The organism is Micromonospora sp. NPDC051300 (genome assembly GCF_044455315.1).
Classification (GTDB): Bacteria; Actinomycetota; Actinomycetes; order Mycobacteriales; family Micromonosporaceae; genus Micromonospora; species Micromonospora robiginosa.
The window spans coordinates 22,772-48,532 of record NZ_JBITEP010000023.1; the positions used below are offsets into that span (position 1 = coordinate 22,772).

General features: G+C 73.3%; 10 protein-coding genes (1 of these 10 running past the window's edge). All 10 read left to right on the top strand.

The window, feature by feature from the left end:
* Tightly spaced (at most 45 nt apart), the 10 genes in view from ACIA5A_RS23060 to ACIA5A_RS23105 form a layout consistent with a single transcriptional unit that may run on beyond the window.
* Positions 1-12,943: the 3' portion of an amino acid adenylation domain-containing protein gene (locus ACIA5A_RS23060; RefSeq protein ID WP_396765864.1), read on the top strand. 7,148 nt of this gene lie to the left of the window's left edge; only the last 12,943 of its 20,091 coding nucleotides appear in the window; the start codon falls outside the window, past its left edge; its stop codon occupies positions 12,941-12,943.
* Positions 12,940-13,887 (top strand): ornithine carbamoyltransferase, encoded by a 948-nt coding sequence (locus tag ACIA5A_RS23065; RefSeq protein WP_396765867.1) that lies wholly within the window; start codon positions 12,940-12,942, stop codon positions 13,885-13,887. Before ACIA5A_RS23060 ends, ACIA5A_RS23065 begins: the two co-directional genes overlap by 4 nt.
* A complete protein-coding gene (locus ACIA5A_RS23070; RefSeq protein ID WP_396765870.1) occupies positions 13,884-15,167 on the top strand; it encodes an MFS transporter in 1,284 nt (427 codons plus the stop codon). Before ACIA5A_RS23065 ends, ACIA5A_RS23070 begins: the two co-directional genes overlap by 4 nt.
* 45 nt (positions 15,168-15,212) lie before the next feature.
* Positions 15,213-16,145 carry a TauD/TfdA family dioxygenase gene (locus tag ACIA5A_RS23075; protein WP_396765873.1) on the top strand — a complete coding sequence of 311 codons (933 nt, stop codon included), beginning with the start codon at positions 15,213-15,215 and terminating at the stop codon, positions 16,143-16,145.
* A 29-nt stretch (positions 16,146-16,174) separates the two neighbouring features.
* Complete coding sequence (locus tag ACIA5A_RS23080) at positions 16,175-17,146, top strand: TauD/TfdA family dioxygenase (RefSeq protein ID WP_396765876.1); 972 nt, start codon at positions 16,175-16,177, stop codon at positions 17,144-17,146.
* Position 17,147: 1 nt separating this feature from the next.
* Positions 17,148-17,924, top strand: a complete 777-nt coding sequence (locus ACIA5A_RS23085) for a thioesterase II family protein (RefSeq protein ID WP_396765879.1) — start codon at positions 17,148-17,150, stop codon at positions 17,922-17,924.
* Positions 17,917-22,434: an amino acid adenylation domain-containing protein gene (locus ACIA5A_RS23090; RefSeq protein ID WP_396765882.1), complete on the top strand. Its 4,518-nt coding sequence runs from the start codon at positions 17,917-17,919 to the stop codon at positions 22,432-22,434. Before ACIA5A_RS23085 ends, ACIA5A_RS23090 begins: the two co-directional genes overlap by 8 nt.
* A complete protein-coding gene (locus ACIA5A_RS23095) occupies positions 22,431-23,678 on the top strand; it encodes a cytochrome P450 (RefSeq protein WP_396765885.1) in 1,248 nt (415 codons plus the stop codon). The genes ACIA5A_RS23090 and ACIA5A_RS23095 overlap by 4 nt, the downstream gene beginning before the upstream one ends.
* The gene (locus ACIA5A_RS23100) at positions 23,675-25,408 is read left to right on the top strand and encodes a fatty acyl-AMP ligase (RefSeq protein ID WP_396765888.1); all 1,734 of its coding nucleotides are present in this window, start codon (positions 23,675-23,677) and stop codon (positions 25,406-25,408) included. The genes ACIA5A_RS23095 and ACIA5A_RS23100 overlap by 4 nt, the downstream gene beginning before the upstream one ends.
* A 26-nt stretch (positions 25,409-25,434) precedes the next feature.
* Entirely contained in the window at positions 25,435-25,716 is a 282-nt protein-coding gene (locus tag ACIA5A_RS23105; protein ID WP_396765891.1) for an acyl carrier protein, read from the top strand.
* Positions 25,717-25,761 lie beyond the last annotated feature (45 nt).

Here is a 25,761-nt window from a genome sequence, read left to right on the forward strand (position 1 = left end):
CTGCCGCATCGACGACCTGGTGCCGGCGCTGCGTGAGGTGGCCGCCAGCACCGGCGTCTCGCTGAAGAGCGTGTTGCTGGCGGCGCATGTGAAGGTGTTGAGCCAGTTGACGGTGGAGGAGCGGTTCCACGCGGGTCTGGTGATGCATGCGCGGCCGGAGTTGCCGGGTGCGGAGCGGGTGTACGGGACGCATCTGAACACGGTGCCGTTGGCGGTGGATCGTCCGGTGGGGTCGTGGCGGTCGTTGGTGCGGCAGGTGTTCGAGCGGGAGTTGCAGGCGTGGCCGCATCGGCACTTCCCGTTGCCGGAGATCCAGCGGCTCGCCCCGGACGGCGGCCGGCTCGTCGACGTGCTCTTCGCGTACCTCGACTTCCACGAGCTCGACAAGGACGTGGTGACCGACGGCGCCGGCTTCTCGGAGAGCCCCACCGAGTTCGGCCTCGGCGTGACCACCCTCGACGGTCTGGTCACCTTCCGCAGCAGCTCCACCGTCCTCAGTCAGGCGAATGCTGGTCGGTTGGCGGGGATGTATCGGTTGGTGTTGGAGTCGATGGCGGGGGATGTGGAGGGTTCGGCGGTGCCGGTGTTGGTGCCGGTGGGTGAGCGGGGTGTGGTGGTTGGTGGTGCGGCGTCGGTGTCGGTGGTGTCGTCGACGGTGCATGGGTTGTTCGAGGAGTGGGTGGGTCGGTCGCCGGATGCGGTGGCGGTGGTGTGTGGTGCGGAGTCGTTGACGTATGCGCAGGTGGATGTGCGGGCGTCTCGGGTGGCGGCGCGGTTGCGGGGGTTGGGGGTGGGTCCGGAGTCGTTGGTGGGTGTGCATCTGCGGCGTGGTCTGGATCTGGTGCCGGTGTTGTTGGGGGTGTTGAAGGCGGGTGGGGGTTATGTGCCGTTGGATCCGGTGAATCCGGTGGAGCGGTTGGGGTTTGTGGCTGCTGATGCGGGTGTGTCGGTGGTGGTTTCGGATGGGGAGGTGTCGTTCTTCGAGGGTCCGGTGGTGGTTGCTGGTGAGGTGGTGGCGGGTTCGGGTGTGGTGGATGTGGTGGAGTCGGGGGTGGGTCCGGACAACTGCGTGTATGTGATCTACACGTCGGGTTCCACGGGTCGGCCGAAGGGCGTCACGCTCACCCACGCCAACCTGGTGCGACTCATGACGGCCGGGCGGAGGTTCACCACGACCGCCGCCGACGTCTGGTCCGGCTTCTTCTCGTACGCCTTCGACGCCTCCGCGCTGGAGATCTTCGGCGCGCTGCTGCACGGTGGCCGTCTCGTCGTGGTCCCGCAGGACGTGGCCCGATCCCCGGAGGATCTCCTCGACCTGCTGGTCCGCGAGCGTGTCACGGTCCTGCACCAGAGCCCGTCGGCGTTCCGGGCGTTGGCCGCCGCCGCGGCGGCCGGCGACCCGCGCGTCGACGACCTCGCCCTGCACACCGTGGTGTTCGGCGGCGAGAAACTCGAGGCGGCCGACCTGCGCCCCTGGACCGCCCGGATGGGCACCGACCGGATCGCCCTGGTCAACGAGTACGGCATCACCGAGACCACCATCCTGAGCGCCGCGCACCGGGTCGGCGAGGACGACCTGACCGGCGGCCCGATCCCGATCGGCACGCCGATCGCCGGGCAGCGGCTGCTCGTGCTGGACCGGGCCGGTGAACCGCTTCCGCTCGGTGTCGTCGGCGAGCTGTGCATCGGGGGCGGCACCGTCGCCCGGCACTACGTCGGCCGGCCCCGGCTCACCGCCGAGAGGTTCGTGCCGGACCCGTTCGGCCCGCCCGGTGCCCGGATGTACCGCAGCGGCGACCTCGCCCGGCGCCGCCCCGACGGCAGCCTCGAGTTCGTCGGTCGCGCCGACGACCAGGTGAAGCTCCGGGGCTACCGGATCGAGTTCGGGGAGATCGAGGCGGCGCTGACCGGGCACCCGGCTGTCGGCTCGGCGGTGGCGGTCGTGCGCGAGGACACCCCGGGCGACCGGACGCTGGTGGCCTACGTCGTCCCGGTCCCGGGCGCCGAGCCCCGCCCGGACGAGCTGCGCGAGCAGTTGAGCCGCAGCCTGCCCGGCTACATGGTGCCGTCCGCGTTCGTCACCGTGCCCGCCTTCCCGCTCACCCCGAACGGCAAGCTCGACCGGCGTGCGCTGCCGGCGCCGGACGGCGACGCCTTCAGCCGGGCCGCCTACGTCGCGGCGGCCACCCCGGTCGAGGCGGTCATCGCGGGTGTCTGGGCCGACGTGCTCGGCATCGCCCGGGTCGGCCGGGACGAGGGCTTCTTCGACCTCGGTGGCGACTCGATCCGCGCCGTGACGCTTGTCGGCGCGCTGCGGGCGGACGGCTACGACCTGTCCGTCCAGGACGTGTTCGAGGCCCGTACCGTGGCCGGGCTCGCCGCGATCGTCGCCGGCCGGGACCACCTCGACGCCGCCGCGCGGCAGCCGGTCCGCCCCTTCGAGCTGATCACGGCCGCCGACCGCGCGCTGGTGCCGGCGGGCGTCGTGGACGCCTACCCCCTGTCGCAGGTGCAGATCGGCATGGCGGTCGAGATGCTGGCGGACACCGACCACAACCGTTACCACGGTGTGGCGTCCTACCTGGTTCGCGACGACGCGGAGTTCTCCCGGGACGCGCTCGCCGCGGCGGCCGCCCGGGTCGCGGCCGTCCAGGACGTCCTGCGCACCAGCTTCCACCTCGACACCTACTCGGAGCCGCTGCAACTGGTGCACGAGTCGGTCACCGTCCCGATCGAGGTGCACGACCTGCGCGGCGTCGGCACGGACGAGCACCACCGCCGGCTGCGGGAGTTCCTGGCCACCGAGCGGGCCCGCATGTTCGACCTGGTGCACGCCCCGCTCCTGCGCCTCACCGTGCACGTCGAGGACGCGGGCTGGCGGCTCAGCCTCACCCAGTTCCACGGGATCACCGAGGGGTGGAGCCAGAACACGCTGATGATGGACCTGGTGGCCGCGTACCGGCAGCACCGGCAGGGTCGGGACCCGCAGCCGGCCGACCTGCCGCCGGTCCGGTTCGCCGACTTCGTCGCCGCGGAACGCCAGTCGCTCGACTCGGCGCAGGACCGGGACTACTGGCAGCGGGTCGTCGCGGGACACGCGCCGGCGCGCATCCCCGACGGCTGGGGTGAGACCGGGGAGACCGGGGACCACAACGTCGCCGTCGACCTGCGTGACCTGGAGGACGGCCTGCGGGCCGCCGCCCGGACCGCCGGCGCCTCCCTGAAGAGCGTGCTCCTCGCCGCCCATCTCAAGGTGCTGAGCCAGATCACCGAGGCGCAGGCGTTCCACACCGGACTGGTCTGCGACGTCCGGCCGGAGGTGCTCGGCGCCGAACGGGTCTACGGCATGTACGTCAACACGCTGCCGTTCCCGGCCGAGCATCCGACCGGTTCGTGGCGGGAGCTGATCGCGACGGTCTTCGCCCGCGAGGTGGATAGCTGGCCGCACCGTCGCTACCCGTTGCCGGCCGTGCAGGGGCTGGCGGACGCCGGCACCCGGCTGATCGACGTCGTCTTCACCTACCAGGACTTCCACGTCGTCGACGACTCGGTGGTGGACCGGGACGCCGGGTTCGGCGAGGGCGCGACGGAGTTCCCGCTCGCGGTGACGGCCACCGCCGGCCGGCTCAACCTCAAGGCCCGACCGGCGGTCCTCAGCCGGGCGAATGCTGGTCGGTTGGCGGGGATGTATCGGTTGGTGTTGGAGTCGATGGCGGGGGATGTGGAGGGTTCGGCGGTGCCGGTGTTGGTGCCGGTGGGTGAGCGGGGTGTGGTGGTTGGTGGTGCGGCGTCGGTGTCGGTGGTGTCGTCGACGGTGCATGGGTTGTTCGAGGAGTGGGTGGGTCGGTCGCCGGATGCGGTGGCGGTGGTGTGTGGTGCGGAGTCGTTGACGTATGCGCAGGTGGATGTGCGGGCGTCTCGGGTGGCGGCGCGGTTGCGGGGGTTGGGGGTGGGTCCGGAGTCGTTGGTGGGTGTGCATCTGCGGCGTGGTCTGGATCTGGTGCCGGTGTTGTTGGGGGTGTTGAAGGCGGGTGGGGGTTATGTGCCGTTGGATCCGGTGAATCCGGTGGAGCGGTTGGGGTTTGTGGCTGCTGATGCGGGTGTGTCGGTGGTGGTTTCGGATGGGGAGGTGTCGTTCTTCGAGGGTCCGGTGGTGGTTGCTGGTGAGGTGGTGGCGGGTTCGGGTGTGGTGGATGTGGTGGAGTCGGGGGTGGGTCCGGACAACTGCGTGTATGTGATCTACACGTCGGGTTCCACGGGTCGGCCGAAGGGCGTCACGCTCACCCACGCCAACGTCGTGCGACTCATGACCACCACCGAGCCGTTCTTCCGGGCCGGTCCGGCCGACGTCTGGTCCGGTTTCTTCTCCTACGCCTTCGACTTCTCGGTGTGGGAGTACTTCGGCGCGCTGCTGCACGGCGGCCGTCTCGTCCTGGTCCCGCAGGACGTGGCCCGATCCCCGGAGGACTTCCTCGACCTGCTGGTCCGGGAACGCGTCACCATGCTCAGCCAGACCCCGTCGGCGTTCCGGGCGTTGGCCGCCGCCGCGGCGGCCGGTGACCCGCGCGTCGACGACCTCGCCCTGCACACCGTGGTGTTCGGCGGCGAGAAACTCGAGATGGCCGACCTGCGCCCCTGGACCGCCCGGATGGGCACCGACCGGATCGCCCTCGTGAACATGTACGGCATCACCGAGACCACCGTGCACACCACCTACCACCGGGTCGGGGACGACGACCTGCCCGGCGCGGCCAGCCCGGTCGGGCACCCGCTGCCGGACCTGACCACGGTGCTCCTCGATCCGCACGGTGAGCCGGTCCCCGTCGGGGTGACGGGCGAGGTGTACGTCGGCGGGGCCGGCGTGGCCCGCGGCTACCTTGGCCGGCCCGCGTTGACGGCGGAGCGGTTCGTGCCCGACCCGTACGGTCCGCCGGGCTCCCGCCGCTACCGCAGCGGCGACCTCGCCCGGCGCCGCACCGACGGCAGCCTCGAGTTCACCGGCCGGGCCGACGACCAGGTCAAGATCCGCGGCTACCGGGTCGAACTCGGCGAGATCCAGACCGCGTTGGTGGCGCACCCGGCGGTGCTCGACGGCGTCGTCCTGGTCCGCGAGGACAACCCCGGTGAGCCGATGCTGGTGGCCTACGTGGTCCCGGCGCCCGGCGTCACCCCGCGCCCGGACGAGCTGCGCGACCTGGTCACCCAGGACCTCCCGGACTACATGGTCCCGGCGGCCTACGTCGTGGTCGACGCCCTGCCGCTGACCGTGAACGGCAAGCTCAACCGGGCCGCCCTGCCGGCGCCGGACGAGGACTCCTTCGCCCGTGGCCGCTACCTGCCGCCGCGCAACCCCACCGAGGCCGCCCTGGCCGCCGTGTGGTCCCAGGTGCTGGGCGTCGAGCGGGTCGGTGCCCTGGACGACTTCTTCGACCTCGGTGGCGACTCGATCCGCGCCGTCACCCTGGTCGCCGCCCTGCGGGCCGAGGGCTACGACGTGTCCGTGCGGGACGTCTTCCAGGCGGGCAGCGTCGCGGCGCTGGCCGAGCTGCTCGCCCCGCGGGGCGAGGCGGCACCCGGCTCGCTGCGTCGGGTCGAGCCGTTCGAACTGATCGACGCCGCGGATCGGGCGCTGCTCGACGCGGACGCCGTCGACGCCTACCCGCTGTCGCAGAACCAGACCGGCATGCTTGTCGAGACGCTCGCCGACCACACCCGCGCCAACTACCACAACGTCCTGTCCTTCGTCGTCCGCGACGACCGGCCGTTCTCGGTCGAGGCGCTCCGCGAGGCGGTACGCGTCGTGGTCGCGCGCCACGACGTCCTGCGGACCACGGTGCACCTCACCGGCTTCTCGGTGCCCATGCAGGTGGTCCACGCCGACGTCGAGGTGCCGTGCGGGCATCGTGACCTGAGCGGCCTGGACGAGGACGCGCAGCGGGCCGAGCTGCTCGCCTTCGTCGCCGCGGAACGCGGGCGTCCGTTCGACCTCGCCCGCTCGGAACTCCCGTTCCGGGTGTACGCCCACGTGCAGGGAGCGAACGCCTGGTTCTGCACATTCACCCAGAGCCACGCCATCCTCGAGGGCTGGAGCTACCACCTGCTGCTCAGCGAGCTGGTGGCCTGCTACCGCCGGATCCGCGACGGGGCGGCCCCCGAGCCGGTGACGGCGCCCACCGCACGCTTCGCCGACTTCATCGCCGCCGAGCTGCGCTCGCTGGCGTCGCCGGAGGACCGCGCGTACTGGCGGTCGGTGGTGGACGGGTACGCCCGCTTCCGGGTGCCGGCGGCCCTCACCGATCCCTCGGCCGCGGACCAGGACTCCTACGGCGTGCCGATCCCCGTCGCCGACCTGGCGGAACCGCTGCGTGCTGTCGCCGCCGAGATGGGCGTGCCGGTCAAGAGCGTGTTGCTGGCGGCGCATGTGAAGGTGTTGAGCCAGTTGACGGTGGAGGAGCGGTTCCACGCGGGTCTGGTGATGCATGCGCGGCCGGAGTTGCCGGGTGCGGAGCGGGTGTACGGGACGCATCTGAACACGGTGCCGTTGGCGGTGGATCGTCCGGTGGGGTCGTGGCGGGCGTTGGTGCGGCAGGTGTTCGAGCGCGAGTTGCAGGCGTGGCCGCATCGGCACTTCCCGTTGCCGGAGATCCAGCGGCTCAGCCCGGACGGCGGCCGGCTGCTCGACGTCATGTTCAACTTCGTCGACTTCAGCGGCGCGGACACCGAGGACGTCCAGCTCGCCGTCAGCAACGCGCCGACGGAGTTCGGTCTGGCCGTGCACGCGCACGGCACCGCCGCGCTCGTGCTGCGGGGCCGGCCGGCCGCGCTCGACCGGGCCGGCGCGGACCGGGTGGCCGGCATGTACCGGGCGGTGCTCGAGGCGATCGTCGCCGACGTGGACGCCTCGGCGCGGCCGGCGATCCTGCCGGCGGGGGAGCAGGCGGTGCTGGCGGGAGCCTCGACCCCGGTCTCACCCGTGACCGCCACCCTGCCCGGCCTGTTCGAGGAGCAGGTCCGTCGTGCGCCGGACGCGGTCGCGGTCACCAGCGGCGCGGCCTCGCTGACCTACCGTGAGCTGGACGAGCGCGCCGACCGGGTCGCGGCCCGGCTGCGCACGCTGGGCGTGCGCCCGGAGTCGCTGGTCGGGGTCCACCTGCGGCGCGGCCCGGACCTGATCCCGGTGCTGCTGGGCGTGCTGAAGGCCGGTGGCGGCTACGTACCGCTGGACCCGGCCAACCCGGCCGAACGTCTCGCGTTCGCGGCGGCCGACGCCGGCGTCTCGGTGGTGGTCTCCGACCGGGAGGTCTCCTTCTTCGACGGACCGGTCCTCGACGCGGGCGCCGCTCTCGCCGGGCCCGCCCCGGCCGGGGCCGGCGGCGTCCCGGTGGACCCGCACAACTGCGCCTACGTCATCTACACCTCCGGGTCCACCGGCCGCCCGAAGGGCGTGGCGGTGACGCACGCCAACGTCGTCCGGCTGATAGAGACGGCGCAGGAGCACTACGCGTTCGACGACTCGGACGTGTGGTCGATGTTCCACTCGTACGCGTTCGACGTCTCGGTGTTCGAGATGTGGGGGGCGTTGCTCCACGGCGGCCGCCTCGTGGTGGTGCCGCAGGACGTGACCCGGTCCCCGGACGAGTTCCTCGACCTGCTGGTCGCCGACGAGGTGACCGTGCTGAGCCAGACGCCCACCGCGTTCGGGTCGCTGGTCGCCGCCGCCGAGGCCGGTGACCCGCGGATCGACGAGCTGTCCGTGCGAGCCGTCGTCTTCGCGGGTGAACGGCTCGACGCCGCCGCGCTGCGGCCGTGGATCCAGCGGCGGCGTCTCGGCGTCACCGTGCTGGTCAACATGTACGGCATCACCGAGACCACGGTGCACTCCACCTATCACCGGCTCACCAAGCGTGACGTCGAGCCGGGCGCCCCCAACCGGATCGGCCGCCCGCTCAGCGACACCCAGATCCACCTCCTCGACAGCGCCGGCGAGCTGGTGCCGGTCGGTGTGACCGGTGAGATCCACGTGGGTGGACCAGGCGTCGCGCGGGCCTATCTCGGCCGTCCGGAGCTGACCGCGCAGCGGTTCGTGCCCGACCCGTTCGGCGCCCCCGGCTCCCGGCTGTACCGCAGCGGCGACCTGGCCCAGCGACGTCCGGACGGCAGCCTGGAGTTCGTCGGCCGCATCGACCACCAGGTCAAGATCCGCGGCTACCGGGTGGAACTCGGCGAGATCCAGGCGGCGCTCACCGCGCACCCCGGCATCAGCGAGGCCGCGGTGCTGCTGCGGGAGGACGTGCCCGGGGCCCAGGAACTCGTCGGCTATCTGGTGCCGGCCGGCGACGTGGTGCCGGATCCGGGTGAGCTGCGGGCGTTGCTCGCGCTGACCCTGCCGCCGTACATGATCCCGGCGGCGTACGTGACGCTGGACGCCCTGCCGCTCACCGTCAACGGCAAGCTCGACCGCCGGGCCCTGCCGGTGCCCGAGGACACCGCCGCCCGCCTGCGCCGGACGTACCGGGCGCCCGCCGACCCGGTCCAGGAGCGGGTGGCCGCCGTCTACGCGCGGGCGCTGGGCCTCGACCGGGTCGGTGCCGACGAGGACTTCTTCGACCTCGGCGGCGACTCGATCCGGGCGGTGAACGTCATCGGCGCGCTGCGCTCCGAGGGGTACGACCTGAGCGTGCGCGACCTGCTCGACCGGCGCACCGTCGAGAACCTCGGCGCCCTGGCCCAGGGCCGGGGCGCGCTCGGCGAGGACGAGCGGCGCCCGGTCGAGCCGTTCGCGCTCGTCGATCCGCAGGACCGCCCGTCGCTGCCCGCCGGGCTGGCGGACGCCTACCCGCTGACCCAGAACCAGACCGGCATGCTGATCGAGATGATGGCCGGGACCGGACCCCGGCGCTACCACCTCGTCAACTCGGTCCGGTTGCGCGACGGCCGGCCGTTCGTGGCATCGGCGCTGCGGGGCGCCGTCGAGATGCTCGTGGCCCGGCACGAGGTGCTGCGGACCTCGGCACACCTGGACGGCTTCTCCGTGCCGATGCAGGTGGTGCACGAGACCGCGGAGCTGCCGGTCCGCGTCGTCGACGTGGACACCCCGGACGGGTCCGCGCAGGACCGGCTCGTCGCCGAGCACGTCGCCGCCGAGAGCGAGGCGGTGCTCGACCACCGGACGGCGCCGCTGGCACGGATCACGGTGCACCGCTTCCCGGACGACAGTTGGCAGCTCACGATGACCTACTCGCACGTCATCCTCGAGGGCTGGAGCGTGCACCTGCTGGTCGGCGAGCTGACCGCCGCGTACGAGGCGCTGCGGGACGGCCGCGAGCCGGAGGCGCCGCCCGCGCCGGGGATCCGGTTCGCCGACGCGGTGGCCGCGGAGCTGCGGTCACTGGCCGGCCCGCAGGACCGGGACTTCTGGCGCGCGCTCCTCGCCGACCGGGAGAAGTTCGCCCTGCCGGCCGGGTGGGGCGACCCGGCGGGCGGGCCGGAGGAGTCGTACAGCGTCCGGGTGTCGTTCGCCGACCTCGACGGTCCCCTGCGGGACCTCGCCACCGCGGCCTGCGCACCGATGAAGAGCGTGCTGCTCGCCGCGCATCTCAAGGTCCTCGGCACGCTCACCCGCGCCCGCCGGTTCCACACCGGGCTGACGTTCCACACCCGTCCGGCGGCCGAGGGGGCGGACCGCGTCTACGGCATGCACCTCAACACCCTGCCGTTCCCCGCGGACCGCACCGCGACCACGTGGCGGGCCCTGGTGGGTCAGGTGTTCGGCCAGGAGGCCGAGATCTGGCCGCACCGGCAGTTCCCGATGCCGGCCCTGCAACGCGAGCTGGGCGACGGCAGCCGGCTGGTCGATGTCTACTTCAGCTACCAGGACTTCGACCGTTCGGCCGCGGCCGAGCGGTCGGTGGGCGAGACCCGCGGCTTCAGCGTCAACGAGTTCGGTTTCTCCGTCGCGACCGCCCCCGGTGAGCTGGTGCTGCGGGCGAGCACCCGCTCGGTGAGCCGGGCGAACGCCGACCGGTTGGCGCAGATGTACCGGTCCGTGCTGGAGGCGATGGCCGCGGACGCCGACGGCGACGCGACCGCCGCCTTCCTGCCCGACGGCGAGCGCGAGCGGATCCTCGGTGAGTTCGCCGTGCACCCGACCACGGACGTGGAGACCGGCGTCCTCGCCGAGTTCGAGGCCCGGGTCGACGAGGACCCGGCGGCGGTCGCGGTGGTCGCCGGCGGCGAGCGGTACACGTACGCCGAGGTGGACCGGCGGGCCAACCGGCTCGCCCACCACCTGCGGGACCGGGGGGTGGGTCCGGAGACGGTGGTGGGCGTGCTGCTCGACCGCGGGGTCGACCTGATCGTCGGGCTGCTGGCGGTGTGGAAGGCCGGTGGCGCGTACGTGCCGCTGGATCCGGCGTACCCGGACGACCGCATGGCGGCGATGCTCTCCGACGGCGGCGTCGAACTGGTCGTCACCGGTACCGCCTTCGCCGGCCGGTTCGCCGTCGCCGTGGTGACCGTGGACGGCGACGCCACCGCCATCGCCGCGGCCTCGGCACACCGCCCCGGTGCGGTCCTCGACCTCGACACCACGGCCTACGTCATCTTCACGTCCGGCTCCACCGGCCGCCCCAAGGGTGTCCAGATCACCCATCGCGGTCTCGCCAACCACGTGCGCTGGGCGGTGCGGGAGCTGGCGGCCCGCGGCTCCGGCGGCGCCCCGGTCTTCTCCTCGGTGGCGTTCGACCTGGTGGTGCCGAACCTGTGGGCGCCGCTCGCGGCCGGGCAGGCGGTGCACCTGATGAGCGCCGAGGACGACCTGTCCCGGCTCGGCGAGTGGCTCGGCGCGGGCGCCCCGTACAGCTTCATCAAGCTGACCCCGGCGCACCTGGAGCTGCTGGCCACCCAGGTGCCGGCGGCCGAGGCCCGGGGGCTGGCCGCCGCGGTGGTGGTGGCCGGTGAGGCCTTCACCCGGCGGGTGCTCGACCTGTGGCGCGACCTCGCTCCCTCGACGATGCTGATCAACGAGTACGGGCCGACCGAGACCACCGTCGGCGCCTGCACCTACGAGATCACCGGTTCCGACGACGCGCCGGTGGTGCCCATCGGTCGGCCGCTGCCCGGCGTCAGCATGTACGTGCTCGACGAGCACCTGCGGCTCGTGCCGGTGGGCGTGCCCGGCGAGCTGTACGTCGGCGGGACGGGCGTCGGGCGTGGTTACGCCGGCCGCCCGGCGCTCACCGCCGACCGGTTCGTGCCGGACCCGTACGGCGCCGCCGGCGCCCGGCTCTACCGGACCGGGGACGTGGTGCGGCTGCTCCCCGCCGGGGACGTCGAGTTCCTGGGCCGCACCGACCACCAGGTGAAGATCCGTGGCTACCGGGTCGAGCCGGGTGAGATCGAGACGGTCCTCCGCGGCCACGACCGGGTCCGGGACGCCGTGGTCACGGTCGACGAGCCGGTGCCGGGCAGCCCGCGGCTCGTCGCGTACGTGGTCGGCGACGACCTGCCGGACGCGCCGGAGCTGGCCGGGTACTGCGGCCGACGGCTGCCGGAGTTCATGGTGCCGGCCGTGTTCTACCCCTTGCGTGCCTTCCCGCTCAACGCCAACGGCAAGATCGACCGCCCGGCGCTGCCGGCTCCGGAGGGCGGCGCCGCGCCGCGCCCCCACACGCCGCCCGCGACGCCGACCGAGCAGGCCCTGGCCCGCCTCTGGACGGACCTGCTCGAGGTCCCGCAGGTCGGCCGGGACGACTCCTTCTTCGACCTGGGCGGACACTCCATCCTGGTCATCCGGCTGGTGGCGGACGCCCGCAAGGCCGGGCTGCCGCTCAGCCTGGCGATGCTCTACCAGCACGCGAGGCTGCGGGACCTGGCCACGGCGGTCGACGGGCAGGCCGCCGAGGCGCCCGCCCCGGGACCCGCGACGGCCGTGCCGGTGCCCGCCCCGACCCCGTTGGGTCGGATCCTCGCCGAGGTCCCGCAGGTGCCCGGCGCGGTCGTGGCCCGCCTCGCCGACGGGGACCTGGTCGCGATCGAGACCGCCGGCACGACCGGGGGTGACGGCGGGCCACCGGTCACCGCGGAGACGCGGTTCCAGGCCGGCTCGATGAGCAAGCTGGTCACCGCCGTCGGTGTGCTGCGGCTGGTCGACGCGGGTCGGATCGGGCTCGACGAGGACGTCGAGCGCCACCTCGACGGCTGGCGGTTGCCCGCCGGCCCGCCGGTCACCGTGCGGCACCTGCTCGCGCATCTGTCCGGGCTGGCGCAGACCCACCGCAAGGGCTACCGAGCGGAGCCGGTGCCGAGCGTGCTCGACCTGCTGCACGCCCGGACGCCGGCGGACGGCGAGCCGGTCCGGCGCGAGAGCCCGCCCGGCGCGACGTTCCACAAGGCCAACGTCAACTACTCGGTGCTGCAGGCGGTCCTGGAGAACCTGCTCGCCGCGCCGTTCCCGGAGCTGATGCGGGAGTTGGTGCTGGACCCGTTCGGCCTGGACGGCACCACCTTCGACCAGGCGCCCGAGCCGCCCCGGGGGCCGCTGGCCCACGGCCACGACAGCGACGGCGTGCCGCTCGCGGGTGGCTGGCTGATCCGGCCGGACGCCGCGGCCGCCGGCATGTGGACCACCGCGGGCGATATGGCCGCGCTGCTGTGCGAACTGCGTCGCTCCTACCTGGGCCGGCCACGGGCGCTGCTGCGACCGGACACGGCGAGGGCGATGCTGACCGCCCATCCGGGCAGCGCCTACGGCCTCGGCGCCGTCGTCGACGATCTCGGCGACGACCGGCAGTTCGGGCACGCCGGGCAGGCCCCCGGCTACCACGCCCTCGGGCTGTGCACGCTGCGGCGGGGCAACGGGTTCGTGTTCCTGGCCAACGGCGACCGGGGGGACCAGGTCGCCCGGGCGTTGATGGCCTCCGAGGAAAGGACGGAGCTGCCGTGACCGCTCGTAGCCTGATCTCCACCGACGACCTGTCCGACGACGACCTCTGCCGGGTGGTGGAGCGCGCGGTGCGGTTCTCCACCGGGGACCTGGCGGTGGAACGCCCGCTGGCCGGCCAGGTGATCGGCATCTACTTCCGCAAGACCTCCACCCGGACCAGGACCGCGTTCTCGTCCGGGGCCCTGCGACTGGGTGCGCACATCGTCGCGTACGGCCCGGAGGACCTGCAGACGGTGACCGGCGAGACCACCGAGGACACCGGCCGGATCTTCGCCGGGATGCTCGACGGCCTCGTCGCCCGCACCGCCGGACCGGCCGCCGAGATGCGGGGCTGGGCGACTCAGGACCGGATGGCTGTCGTGAACGCGATGAGTGCCGAGGAACACCCGACGCAGGCGCTGGCCGATCTGGCCACGCTGCGCAGCCGGTTCGGCCGGGTCGAGGGCCTGCGGATCCTGTACGTGGGGGAGGGCAACAACACGGCGGCGGCGCTCGCCCTGGCCCTGTCCCGGTTCCCCGGCGTCCGGCTCTGCCTGCGCACCCCGCCGGGATACGGGCTCACCGCCGACGTGCTGGCCCGGGCGCACGCGCACGCCGCCCGGAGCGGCGCGGTGCTGGACCTGCGGCACGACCTTGCCGACCTGCCACCGGACCTCGACGTCGTCTACACGACCCGCTGGCAGACCACCGGCACGGCCAAGCCGGACCCCGGCTGGCGTCACACGTTCGCGCCGTTCCGGGTCACGGCGCAGCTCTGGGAGACCAGCCCGAAGGCGCTGTTCATGCACGACCTGCCCGCGCATCGGGGCGAGGAGGTCACCGCCGACGTCCTGGACGGGCCGGCGAGCATCGCGTTCACCCAGGCGCGCTTCAAGCTGCACAGCGCCATGGCCGCGCTGGAGTGGTGCTGCTCGGCCGGGCCGGCGACCGGATCCGGCGCATGACCGCAGCCGGGCCGGGCGCCACGGCGGTGGAGGACCGGGCGCCGAAAGGCGCGTGGCGCGCCAACCGCGACTTCCGGCTGCTGTGGGTGGGCGCCGGGGTGTCCACCCTCGGCATGCGGGTGGGGGCGGCGGCGTACCCGCTGCTGATGGTGTGGCACGGCGGGTCGGCGCTCGCCGCGGGTCTGGTCGGCTTCGCCGGCCTGCTGCCCCTGCTGCTGGTGCAACTGCCCGCCGGCGCGATGGTGGACCGCCACGACCGTCGCACCGTGATGATCCTCAGCGACCTCGCCGGGGCGCTGGCCGTCGGCAGCCTGGCCGTCGCGCTGCTGTTCGGCAGGCTGTGGCTGCCGCACGTGATGGCGGTCGCCTTCGTGGGCGGGTGCGCCGGGATCTTCTACCGGATCGCGGAGCGGGCCGCGGTCCGGCACGTGGTCGACACCGCGCACCTGGGCTCCGCGCTCGGGCAGTACGAGGCGCGTACCCGGGCCGCGGGGCTGCTGGGCCAGCCCGCCGGCAGCGCGGTGTTCGCGGCCCTGCGCTGGGCGCCGTTCGCCCTCAACGTGCTCGCCCACCTGATCGCCCTGACCACTCTGCTGCTCATCCGCCGGCCCCTGGGCAGCGAGCGGTCCGCGCCGGCCCGCCGGTTGCGTACGGAGATCGCCGAGGGGCTGCGGTGGTTGTGGGGGCAGCGGTTCCTGCGCTTCGCGATCGGGCTCGTGGCCGGCAGCAACGTGGTGTTCCAGTCGATCAACCTGGGGCTCGTGCTCGTGGTCCGGGACAACGGCGGGTCCCCGGCGGAACTGGGTCTCATCGGCCTGCTGTCCGGTGCCGGCGGGGTGGTCGGGGCGCTGGCCGCGGTGCGTACGGTGCGCCGGCTGAGCCCGGCGCGCGTGCTGCTGGCCACGTTCGCGGTCTGGGCGACCGCGACCGCGACCATGGCGCTCACCACCCGGGTGCCGTTGCTCGGCGCCCTGCTGGCGGTGACCAGTTGCGCGGGCGCGGTGCTCAACGTGGCCGCCGGCATCTACCAGGTTCACATCACGCCGGACGGCCTGCAGGGGCGGGTCAGCAGCGCCGCGGCCCTGCTGTCCTCCGGCGCCAACTCGCTGGGCGCGGTGCTCGCCGGGGTGGTGCTGACCGCCTGGGGGACCGGACCGACGTTCTGGTACGCCGCCGCGGCGATGACCACCATGGCCGCGCTGGCCCTCGTGACGCCCGCCGTGCGGACCGCGACCCGGACCGGCGAGGCGCCCGATAGACCGGATACCGAAGAACTATAGATGCCGTTCCCACACTGGGTCGGGCGCCTACGGAGGGAGAACGCCATGGACGCACGTGACTGGCGGCCGCGTGAGATCGGCCCCCAGGAGGGCTTCGAGGCCAGCGCGGCCGGCCTGCTCAAGTTCCTCGACCAGATCGACGTCGGCCGTGAGCTGACCGACGCCAAGGCGCTCGTCTTCCGCGGCTTCGGTGTCACGCCGGAGCAGCTCGGGGACGTGATGGACGTGCTGCTGCCCAACCGGCTGGCCTACGTGCACGGCAACTCGCCCCGCACGAAGGTCGGGCAGAACGTGTACACCTCGACCGAATACCCGGCCGAGTTCACCATCTCCATGCACAACGAGATGTCGTACGCCAGCCAGTGGCCGTCCCGCCTGCTCTTCTACTGCCAGACCGCGCCGCTGACCGACGGCGCCACCCCGGTCGTCGACGGGACCCGCTGGCTCGCCTGCCTGCGGCCCGAGATCCGGGAGCGTTTCGCCGGCGGCGTGCGCTACACCCAGAACCTGCACGGCGGCATGGGCCTGGGCCGGAGCTGGCAGCAGACGTTCGAGACCGACGACCGGGCGGTCGTCGAGGAGTTCCTCGCCCGGTCCGAGGCGGAGTGGGAGTGGAAGGCCGACGGTGGCCTGCGGGTGGTGCAGCAACGCCGCGCCACGATCCGGCACCCGGTCACCGGCGACGAGGTGTGGTTCAACCAGGCCGACCAGTGGCACGCCGCCGGCCTCGGTGACGACACCGCTGCCGCTCTCTACCAGATCCTGCCCGAGGAGGAGCTGCCGCAGAACGTCACGTTCGCCGACGGCTCGCCCATCCCCGCCGACTACATCACCGAGATCAGGGACAAGGCGCTCGCCGAGGCGGTCGACGTCGACTGGCGCGAGGGCGACCTCATGGTGATCGACAACGTCGCGGTGGGGCACGGCCGGCGCCCGTTCACCGGCCCGCGACGCATCCTCGTCGCCATGTCCGACTGATCCGACCACTCGTGAACGAAGGTGCACTGATGGACACAGCCTCCGGGTTGCGTACCCTGCCTCTGATCGTCGACGGTGACCCCGACGGGCCCGACCTGGCGACCGCGCTGCACGCCGAGCGCCCCCGGATCCGTCGCCTGCTCACCGAGCACGGCGCCGTGCTGCTGCGCGGCTTCCCGGTCGGCGGCGTCGACGGTTTCGGCCAGGCCGTCCGTGCCTTCTCCGGCGAACCCCTGACGTACGCCGAGCGGTCGTCGCCGCGCAGCGAGATCGAGGCGAGCATCTACACCTCCACCGACTATCCGCCGGAGGAGGAGATCTTCCTGCACAACGAGAACTCCTACCAGGCGTCCTGGCCGCGCCTGCTGTTCTTCTACTGCGACGTCCCGCCGTCGACCCTCGGCGCCACCCCGCTGGCCGACATCCGGCGCGTCCACGAGTCCGTCGACCCGTCCGTGCGCGAGGAGTTCGTCCGTCGCCGGTGGATGGTGGTGCGCAACTTCCACGAGCAGTTCGGTTCGTCCTGGCGCTACATCTTCAACACCGAGGACCGGGCGGCGGTCGAGGCGTACTGCCGTGGCAAGGACCTCGCGTTCGAGTGGGTCGGCGCGGACGGCCTCCGCACCCGGGCCGTGCGCGACGCGGTGCACCTGCACCCCGACACCGGCCTGCCGGTGTGGTTCAACCACATCACGTTCTTCCACCACACCACGCTGCCGGCGGAGGTGCGGGAGGGGCTGTTGGAGCTCTTCGGCGGCGAGGACCGGCTGCCCAGCAACACCTACTACGGCGACGGCGGCCGGATTCCCGACGACGTGGTCGCCCACCTGCGCGACTGCTACCGGGCGGCGTCCGTGCGCTTCGACTGGCAGGAGGGCGACATGCTCGTCGTCGACAACATGGCCGCCGCGCACGGGCGGGAGCCGTTCACGGGCAGGCGGCGCATCGCCGTGGCGATGGCGGAGGCGTACACGCCCCCCGCGGAACAGCGCAGGGTGTGACGTGGGGTCGTCGTCCACCTGGCTCCGCTCCCTGTCGCCGCGGCGGCTCGCGGCTCCCCGGCGACTGATCTGCTTCCCGCACGCCGGCGGCGCGGCCAACTCGTTCCGGGCCTGGGCCGAACTGATGCCGGCCTCGATCGAGGTCGTCGCCGTGCAGTACCCGGGCCGGCAGGACCGCTGCGGTGACCCGTACGCCGCCTCGATCGGCGACCTCGCCGACGAGATCGCCGCCGTCGTCCAGGACCGCCTGGACCGGCCGACCGCGCTGTTCGGCCACAGCATGGGGGCGACAGTCGCGTACGAGACCGCCCGGCGGTTGACGCCGCGCTTCCCGACCCCGCTGACCGGTCTGATCGTGTCCGCGCGTAAGGCGCCCACCGGCGGCGCGCCGGCCGGCCTGCCGGTGACCGACGCCCAACTGCGCGACTACGTGCGTCGGCTGGGCGGGGCCGGCGCCGGCATCGTCGACAACGACGCGATCTGGGAACTCGTCGCCCCGCCGCTGTGGCACGACCTCAACCTGGTCCGCGGCTACCGCTACGCCCCGGGGGCGCCGTTGACCTGCCCGATCGTCTCGATCGTCGGCGAGCAGGACAGCACCGTGTCGGCAGCCGACGCCGCCCGCTGGTCGGCGCACACCATCGGCTCGTACGCCGCGCACAGCGTTCCCGGCGGTCACTTCTATCTCGACAGTGACCCGGCGGGGCTGGCCCGCCTGCTGACCGCCGTCCTGGAGCCGACCGCCGCTCCGGTCACCGAAGGAGCAGACGTTGGCTGAGCGCGAGGTCCCGCTGCTCCCCCTCTCGCCCGCGCAGACCGCGGTGTGGCACGCCTGCCTGGACGATCCGGGCGGCCGTCACTTCGTCATGGCCGGCTACCTCGACTTCGCCGGCGGGCTCGACCCGGACGCGTTCCGGGTCGCCTGGCGGCACCTGCGGGCCGAGGCCGAGGTCATGCGGGTGACCATGCTCGTGGAGCGCGACGCCCGCTGGTGGCAGGTGCTCGACGACGACCCGGACCGGGAACTCGCGCTGCTCGACGTCAGCGAGGAGCCGGACCCGGAGGCGGCCGCGCAGGCGTGGATGGCCGCCGACGCGGCGGAGCCCGGCGCGGCGCCGGGGGCGGTGCTCGCCAACTGGGCGCTGATCCGCGTCGGCGCCGACCGGTACCTCTACCACCAGCGGTTCCATCACGTGCTGCTCGACGGCTTCGGCATCGCCCAGCTCACCCGGCGGCTGTCCGCGCTCTACACCGCCATCCTGGCCGGCACGCCGGCGGTGCCGGCCGTCTTCGGCCGTCTCGCCGACGTGGTCGCCGAGGACGCGGCGTACCGCGAATCAGCCGGCTACCAGGCCGACCGGGCGTACTGGCTGGACCGGTTCGCCGACCGTCCCGCGCCCACGCGGCTGGCGCCGCCCCCGTCACCGGGCCGTCGCGGCGCCGACCGGGTGCGGGTCACCGGCACGATCCCGGCCGCCGAGGTCGACCGGCTCGACCGGGCCGCCGCCGCGGCGGGGGTGGACAGCGTCACGATGATGATCGCGACCGCCGTCGCGTACCTGCACCGGGCGACCGGGGACACCGACGTCGTGGTCGCCGTGCCGCTGATCGCCCGGACGACACCGGCGGCCCGGCGGACGCCCTGCATGGTGGCGAACACGCTGCCGCTGCGTGTCCGGGTGCGCCCCGGCGACTGCCTGGTCGACCTCGCGCCCCAGGTGTCGCGGCGGTTGCGCGAGATGATGCGCCACCAGCACTACCGGCAGGAGGACCTGCATCGCGACCTGGGCCTCGACGCGCGGCGGGGTGGGCTGGTCGGCGCCATGGTCAACATCATGTCGTTCGAGGTCGAGACCGACTTCGGTGGCCGCCCGGTGTCGAGCCGCACCGTGGCCAGCCCGTCCGCCATCGACGTCTCCGTCGAGGTCCGGCGGGGCGCCCCGGACGGCGGCACCGCCATCCTGCTGGACGCCAACCCGCACAGCTACGACACGCCGACGCTGCGGGCGCACCTCGACCGGTTCCTGCGCCTGGTGAGCGCCCTCTCGGCCGCCCCGCACACCGCGTTCGGCAACGTCGACCTGCTCTCCGCGGCCGAGCGGCACGAGCTGGTGCACGAGCGGAACGCCACGGCCGCGCCGCTGCCGAGGCCGGTGACCGTCCCCGGCCGGTTCGAGTCGCGCGTCACCGCCACCCCCGACGCCCCCGCCGTGACGGCCGATGACGGCACCCTGAGCTACGCCGAGCTGAACGCCCGCGCGAACCGGTTGGCCCGGCACCTGCGGGAGCACGGGGTGGGTCCGGACACCTTCGTCGCGCTCGGCATTCCGCAGAGCACCCGCTACATCGTGGCCATGCTCGCGGTGCTCAAGGCCGGCGGCGCCTATCTGCCGGTCGACCTGGCGTATCCGCCGCAGCGGCTGGCCTACATGATCGAGGACGCCGCCCCGCAGTGCGTCCTCACCGTCGCCGACGCCGCCCACCGGCTGCCCGACGGCGTGGCGCGGCTGGTCCTGGACGATCCCGCGGTGGCGGCGGCGATCGCGCGCCACGACCCGGCCGACCTGACCGACGCCGACCGGGTCGTGCCGATCGACCCCGACGACTGCGCCTACACCATCTACACCTCGGGCTCGACCGGGCTGCCGAAGGGTGCGCTGCTGACCCACGCCGGGCTGGTCAACGTGGCGTGCGACCACGTCGACCGGATGGCGGTGGGGCCGGGGGACAGGTTCCTGCAGTTCGTCTCGCCCAGCTTCGACGTCGCCGCGCTCGACATCTGGTGCACGCTGCTGTCCGGCGCGTGTCTGGTGCTCATGCCCGCCGAGCGGTTGCGGGTCGGTGAGGATCTCGCCCGCTACGCGCGCCACCATCGGGTCACCCACACGGTGTGGCCGGCCGCGGTCGCGACCGCGCTGGGCCGCGCCGACCTGCCGGAGCTGCGCAGCCTGGTGACCGGCGGTGATCCGATCGACGCGCCCACCGTCGCCTGGTGGTCGGCCGGGCGGCGCATGGTGCACGTCTACGGCGTGACCGAGGCGTCGGTGGTCTCCACCGCCACCGACCCGCTGCGTCGGGCGGTCTCCCCACCCATCGGCCGGCCGATCCGCAACACCCGGGTCTACGTGCTCGACGACAGCCTCCAGCCGGTGCCGGCCGGCGCCGTGGGCGAGTTGTACCTCGCCGGGGTCGGCCTGGCGCGGGGCTACCGGGGTCGCCCGGCGCTGACCGCGGAGCGCTTCCTGCCCTGCCCGTTCGGCGAGCCGGGGGAGCGGATGTACCGCACCGGTGACCTCGTGCGTCACCTCCCCGACGGCAACCTGGACTTCCACGGCCGGACCGACCACCAGGTGAAGATCAGTGGTGTCCGCATCGAGCTGGGCGAGGTCCAGCAGGCGTTGGCCCGCGACGGGGCCGTCGGCGCGGCGGTGGCGGTGGTCCGGGAGGACGAGCCGGGCGAACGGCGGCTGGTCGCCTACGTCGTGCCGGCGCCCGGCGCGACGGTCGACCCGCTGGCCCTGCGCCGGGCCGCCGGGGAGTGGCTGCCGCCGGCGATGGTGCCCGCCGCCGTCGTGGTGCTGCCCGCGCTGCCGTTGAACGCGCACGGCAAGCTCGACCGAGCCGCCCTGCCCGCTCCCGACCTGGCGGCCGTGACAGGTGACCGCGAGGCGACCTCGGCCGTCGAACGAATCCTCTGCGCGGTCTACGCGGAGGTGCTCGGCCTGCCCCGGGTCGGCGTCGACGACCGCTTCTTCGACCTGGGCGGCAACAGCATCATGGTGCACCGGCTGGTGACCCGTGCCCGCGACGCCGGCGTCGAGATCAGCACCCGGGACGTCTTCACCGAGCTGAGCCCGGCCGGCCTGGCCGCCGTCGCGAGCCCGACGGCCGCCACGCGGCAGCCGGTCCGCTCGGCCGTCGTGGAGGTCGCGCCGGACCGGCTCGCGGACCTGCGCCGACGTCATCCCGGCCTGCTCCGGGTGCTGCCCGTGTCACCGTTGCAGACCGGTTTCCTGCTGCACTCGGCGTTCGCCGCCGCCGGCGCGGACATCTACAGCGCTCAGCTCACCCTCGACGTGGAGGGTCCGCTGGAGGTCGAGCGGCTGGCCGCGGCGCTGCACACGGTGCTGGACCGGCACGCCGCGCTGCGGACCGCATTCCTCCTCGACGAGCTGTCCGAACCGGTGCAGCTCGTCTGCCGCACCCCACCGGTCGCGCCGGTCGAGGTGGACCTGCGAGGCACGGATGCGTCGCGTCGCGCCGCCGAGGCGGACCGGCTCGCCGGGGAGGACCGTCGGCGGGGATTCGACCTGACCGACCCGCCGCTGGTCCGGCTCCTCGTCCTGCGCCTGGGCGACGACTCGTTCCGCATCGTGCTGACCGGGCACCACATCGTGCTCGACGCCTGGTCGACGGCCGTCCTGCTGCGGGAGCTGCTGGACGCGTACGACCAGCCGGGGGAGGACGCCGCGCTGCCTCCCGCACCGGACTACGAGGACTACCTGGCCTGGCTCTCCGACCAGGACCGCGATCGGGCCGGCAAGGCGTGGCACCAGGCGCTCGACGGCTTCGCCGGGCAGACGCTCGCCGCGCCGTGGGTCGCCGTGGACGCGACCGCCCCGCAACTGCGCGTGAGCCGGACGCTCGGCGCCGACGAGACGGCGCGGCTCACCGCCCTGCTGCGCCGGCACGGGCTCACGCTGCACACCGCCGTCGAAGGGCTGTGGGCGCAGGTGCTCGCCGAGCTGACCGGGTCGACCGACGTCGTGTTCGGCACGTCCGTGTCGGGCCGGGACCCGCGCGTGCCCGGCGTCGAGTCGATGGTCGGACTCCTGACCAACACCATTCCGGTACGCGTCAGCCTGCACCCCGGCGAACCGACCCTCGACCTGCTGCACCGCGTCCAACGCGAGCAGGCCGAGCTGCTGCCCTACCAGTTCCTCGGGCTGGCCGACATCCAACGGGCCTGCGGGCACCGCGACATGTTCGACACCACCACCCTGACGCTCGACCACGAGGTGACCGCGGCGGCCGCCGACGCCCGGCTGCGGGACCTGACGGTGCACGCCGTCACCGCCCACGAGGGCACCCAGTATCCGCTGCGTTTCGCGGCGGTCCCCGGCCCGGAGCTGCGGCTGATGCTCAACCACCGGACCGACGCGTTCACCGGGGCCGAGGCGGCCCGGCTGCTCGATACCGCGTACACCCGCCTGGTGGGGCTGGTGCGTGAGCCGGCCCCCGTCCCGCCGGGCGCCACGGACCATGGACGACCGGAGCGTGCCGCATGACCGCGACCGCGGAACCCGCCGAGGACATCACGCTGCTCGCCGACCGGATGGGCCGCGAGGACCCGTACCCGCTGCTGCACCGCATGCGGCGGGCCTCGCCGTACGTCGCACTGCCCGGGCTGGTCCTGGCCGGCACGCACGAGGTCTGCTCGACGGTGCTGCGTGACCCGACCATGAGCAGCGAACGGCAGTGGGCGACGCTGGCGCCGGCCGCGCGCGGTCCGCGCACCCGGAACTTCCTGCACCTCGATCCGCCTGACCACACCCGGCTGCGACGGCTGGTCAGCAAGGCGTTCACGCCGCGGGTGGTCGCCACCCTGGAGCCGCGGATCCGCCGGTTGACCGACGACCTGGTGACCGCCGCCGCGGCGCGGGGCTCGATGGAGGTCGTCGCCGACCTGGCCTACCCGCTGCCGCTGCGGGTCATCTGCGAGCTGCTCGGCGTGCCGCTGGCCGACCAGCAGCTCGTGCAGGAGTGGTCGGCGCGGTTGTCCGAGGCGTTGGAGCCACCGATTCCCGGGCTGGTGGGTCCCGCCGTCTCACGGGAGGCGGCACGCGCGCGGACCAGCTTCATCGCATACTTCCAGGCGCTGATCGCCGACCGGCGGCGCGCGCCGCGCGACGACCTCGTGTCACACCTGGTCGCGGTCGAGGACGCCAGCGACCGGCTCGACAGCAGCGACATCCTCGCCACCTGCATCCTGCTGATCAACGCGGGCCACGAGACCACTGTCAACCTCATCGCGAACGGGGTGCTGGCACTGCTGCGCCACCCCGCGCAGCTCGCCGCGTTGCGTGCCGAGCCCGGTCTGGCGGCCGCGACGGTCGAGGAGGTGTTGCGCTACGACGCGCCGGTGCAGATCACCAGCCGGGTAGCCCGGCACGACACCAGGCTCGGCGACGCCGAGGTGTCGGCCGGCGACATGGTCGTCCTGCTGCTCGGCGCCGCGAACCGGGACCCCGCGGTCTATCCGGACCCGGACCGGTTCGACATCCGCCGCCGGAACCCGGCACCTCACCTGGCGTTCTCCGCCGGGCCGCACTTCTGTCTGGGCGCCGGGCTGGCCCGGCTGGAGGCGCAGATCGCGCTGAGCGCGGTCACCGACCGGTTGCGGGAGCCGCGGCTCCGCGCGGGAGGCATCTCGTACAAGGCGAACCTCAGCCTGCGTGGGCCGCAGGTGCTGACCGTGGACTTCGACGATGTCCTGGCGCCGCGCCGGGACGGCCAGGAGGCAGACAAGTGAGCGACCTGACGACAGCGCCCGACGTGGTCACCCGGTTCCGGACGCACGTCGACGCCACCCCGGAGCGGCCGGCCGTGCTCCACGTGACGGACGTGGACGCGCCCGACGGGTTCCGGACCTGGACGTACCTGCGGTTGGACCGCGAGGCGCGGCGGGTGGCCGTGCACCTGCGGCGGAGCTGTCCCGCGGGCAGCCGGGTGTTGCTGCTCCACCCGGTGGGCCTGTCGTTCGTGGCCGCGTTCCTGGGCTGCCTGTACGCCGGCGTGATCGCCGTCCCAGCGCCGCTGCCCGGCCAGTTCCCGCACCAGCGTCGCCGGCTGCGGGGCATCGCGGTGGACTCGGCGGCGGTGGCCGTCCTGACCGACGACGCGAACCGGGCCGCGGTGACCGACTGGGTGACCGGCGCCGACGGGATCGATGCGGCGGTGGTGGTCACCGACGTCCTCGACGACGTGGACCCGGACGCCTGGACCGCGCCGCCGATCGACCGGGACACGATCGCCCTGCTGCAGTACACCTCCGGGTCGACAGGCGACTCCAAGGGCGTCATCCTGACGCACGGCAACCTGCTGACCAACATGGACGGCTACATCACCTCGATCGGCCTGACCGCGGACCTGGTATCCGGGGGTTGGCTCCCGCTCTACCACGACATGGGGCTGAGCGGGCAGTTGATGCCGGCGCTGATGATGGGCAGCCACGCGGTCCTGCTCGACCCGATGGCGTTCGTGCGTCGGCCCGACACCTGGCTCCGGGCGATCGACCGCTTCGGGGTGGGTGTCTCCTACGGCCCGAACTTCGGCTACGACCTGTGCGCCCGCAAGGTGACCGACGTGCAGGTCGAGGGGGTGGACCTGTCCCGGTGGCGCTTCGCGATCAACGGATCGGAGCCGATCCAACCCTCGGTCATGGCGGCCTTCGCCAAGCGTTTCGCCGCCCACGGCTTCCGTGAGGCGACGTTCACGCCGTCCTACGGTCTCGCCGAGGCTGTCGTCTACGTGTCCACCAACGGCGACCGGCCGCCGCTGGTCCGGGCGGTCGACGCGGAACGGCTCGAACACGGCGAGTTCGTCGAGGCCCGGGAGGGACAACCGATCCGCAACGTGGTCGGCTGCGGCACCCCCATCGGGTACGACGTGCGGATCGTCGACCCGGCCACGGGCGCGCCGGTGGGGCCGGGTCGGATCGGTGAGCTGTGGTTGCGCGGGCCGAGCGTGTCGCCCGGGTACTGGGGGCGGACGGAGGCCACCGAGCGGACCTTCCGGGCGGTGACCGCGGACGGCGAGGGCGGGTTCCTGCGTACCGGGGACCTGTGCGCGGTCGAGGACGGCGAGCTGTTCGTGGTCGGCCGGATCAAGGAGATGATGATCGTCAACGGTCGCAACATCTACCCGCACGACATCGAGCACGAACTGCGGTCCCACCACCGTGAACTCGCCGGCTCCCTCGGTGCCGCGTTCGGCGTGCCCAGGCTGGACGACGCGCACGAGCAGGTCGAGGACGTGGTGGTGACCCACGAGGTCCGGGGGGTGCCGGGGGAGCGGTTGCCGGAGCTGGCCGGCGCCATGCGGCACACCGTCAGCCGGGAGTTCGGCGTCCGGGTGGGTGCGGTCGTGCTGCTGCGTCCCGGAACCACCCGACGCACCACCAGCGGCAAGATCCAGCGCGGCGAGATGCGGCAGCTGTACCTGGCGGGTGACCTCGCCTCCCTCTACGAAGACCGACTGTGACGTCCCTACGGGAAAAGGGGAATGCCTTGTCCGATCCGACTACGTCCACCGCCACCGAGCCGGACCTGGAGAACCTGCACGTCTGGGTGCGGCACTGCGCCGCCTCCTTCGTCCGCCGGGAGCCCGGCGACATCGATCCCGCCGTGCCGCTGTCCTCGTACGGCCTGGACTCGGTCGCCGCGGTGTCGATGATGGTCGAGCTGGAGAACCACCTCGGCTTCGAACTCGACCCGAACCTCATGTGGGACCACCCGACGGTGGACGCGCTGACGGAGGCGCTGCGGAAGGAGGCCACCGCGCGGCGCTGAGACCCGGATCGGGCAACGGGACGTCGCGCGGCGACGTCCCGTTGC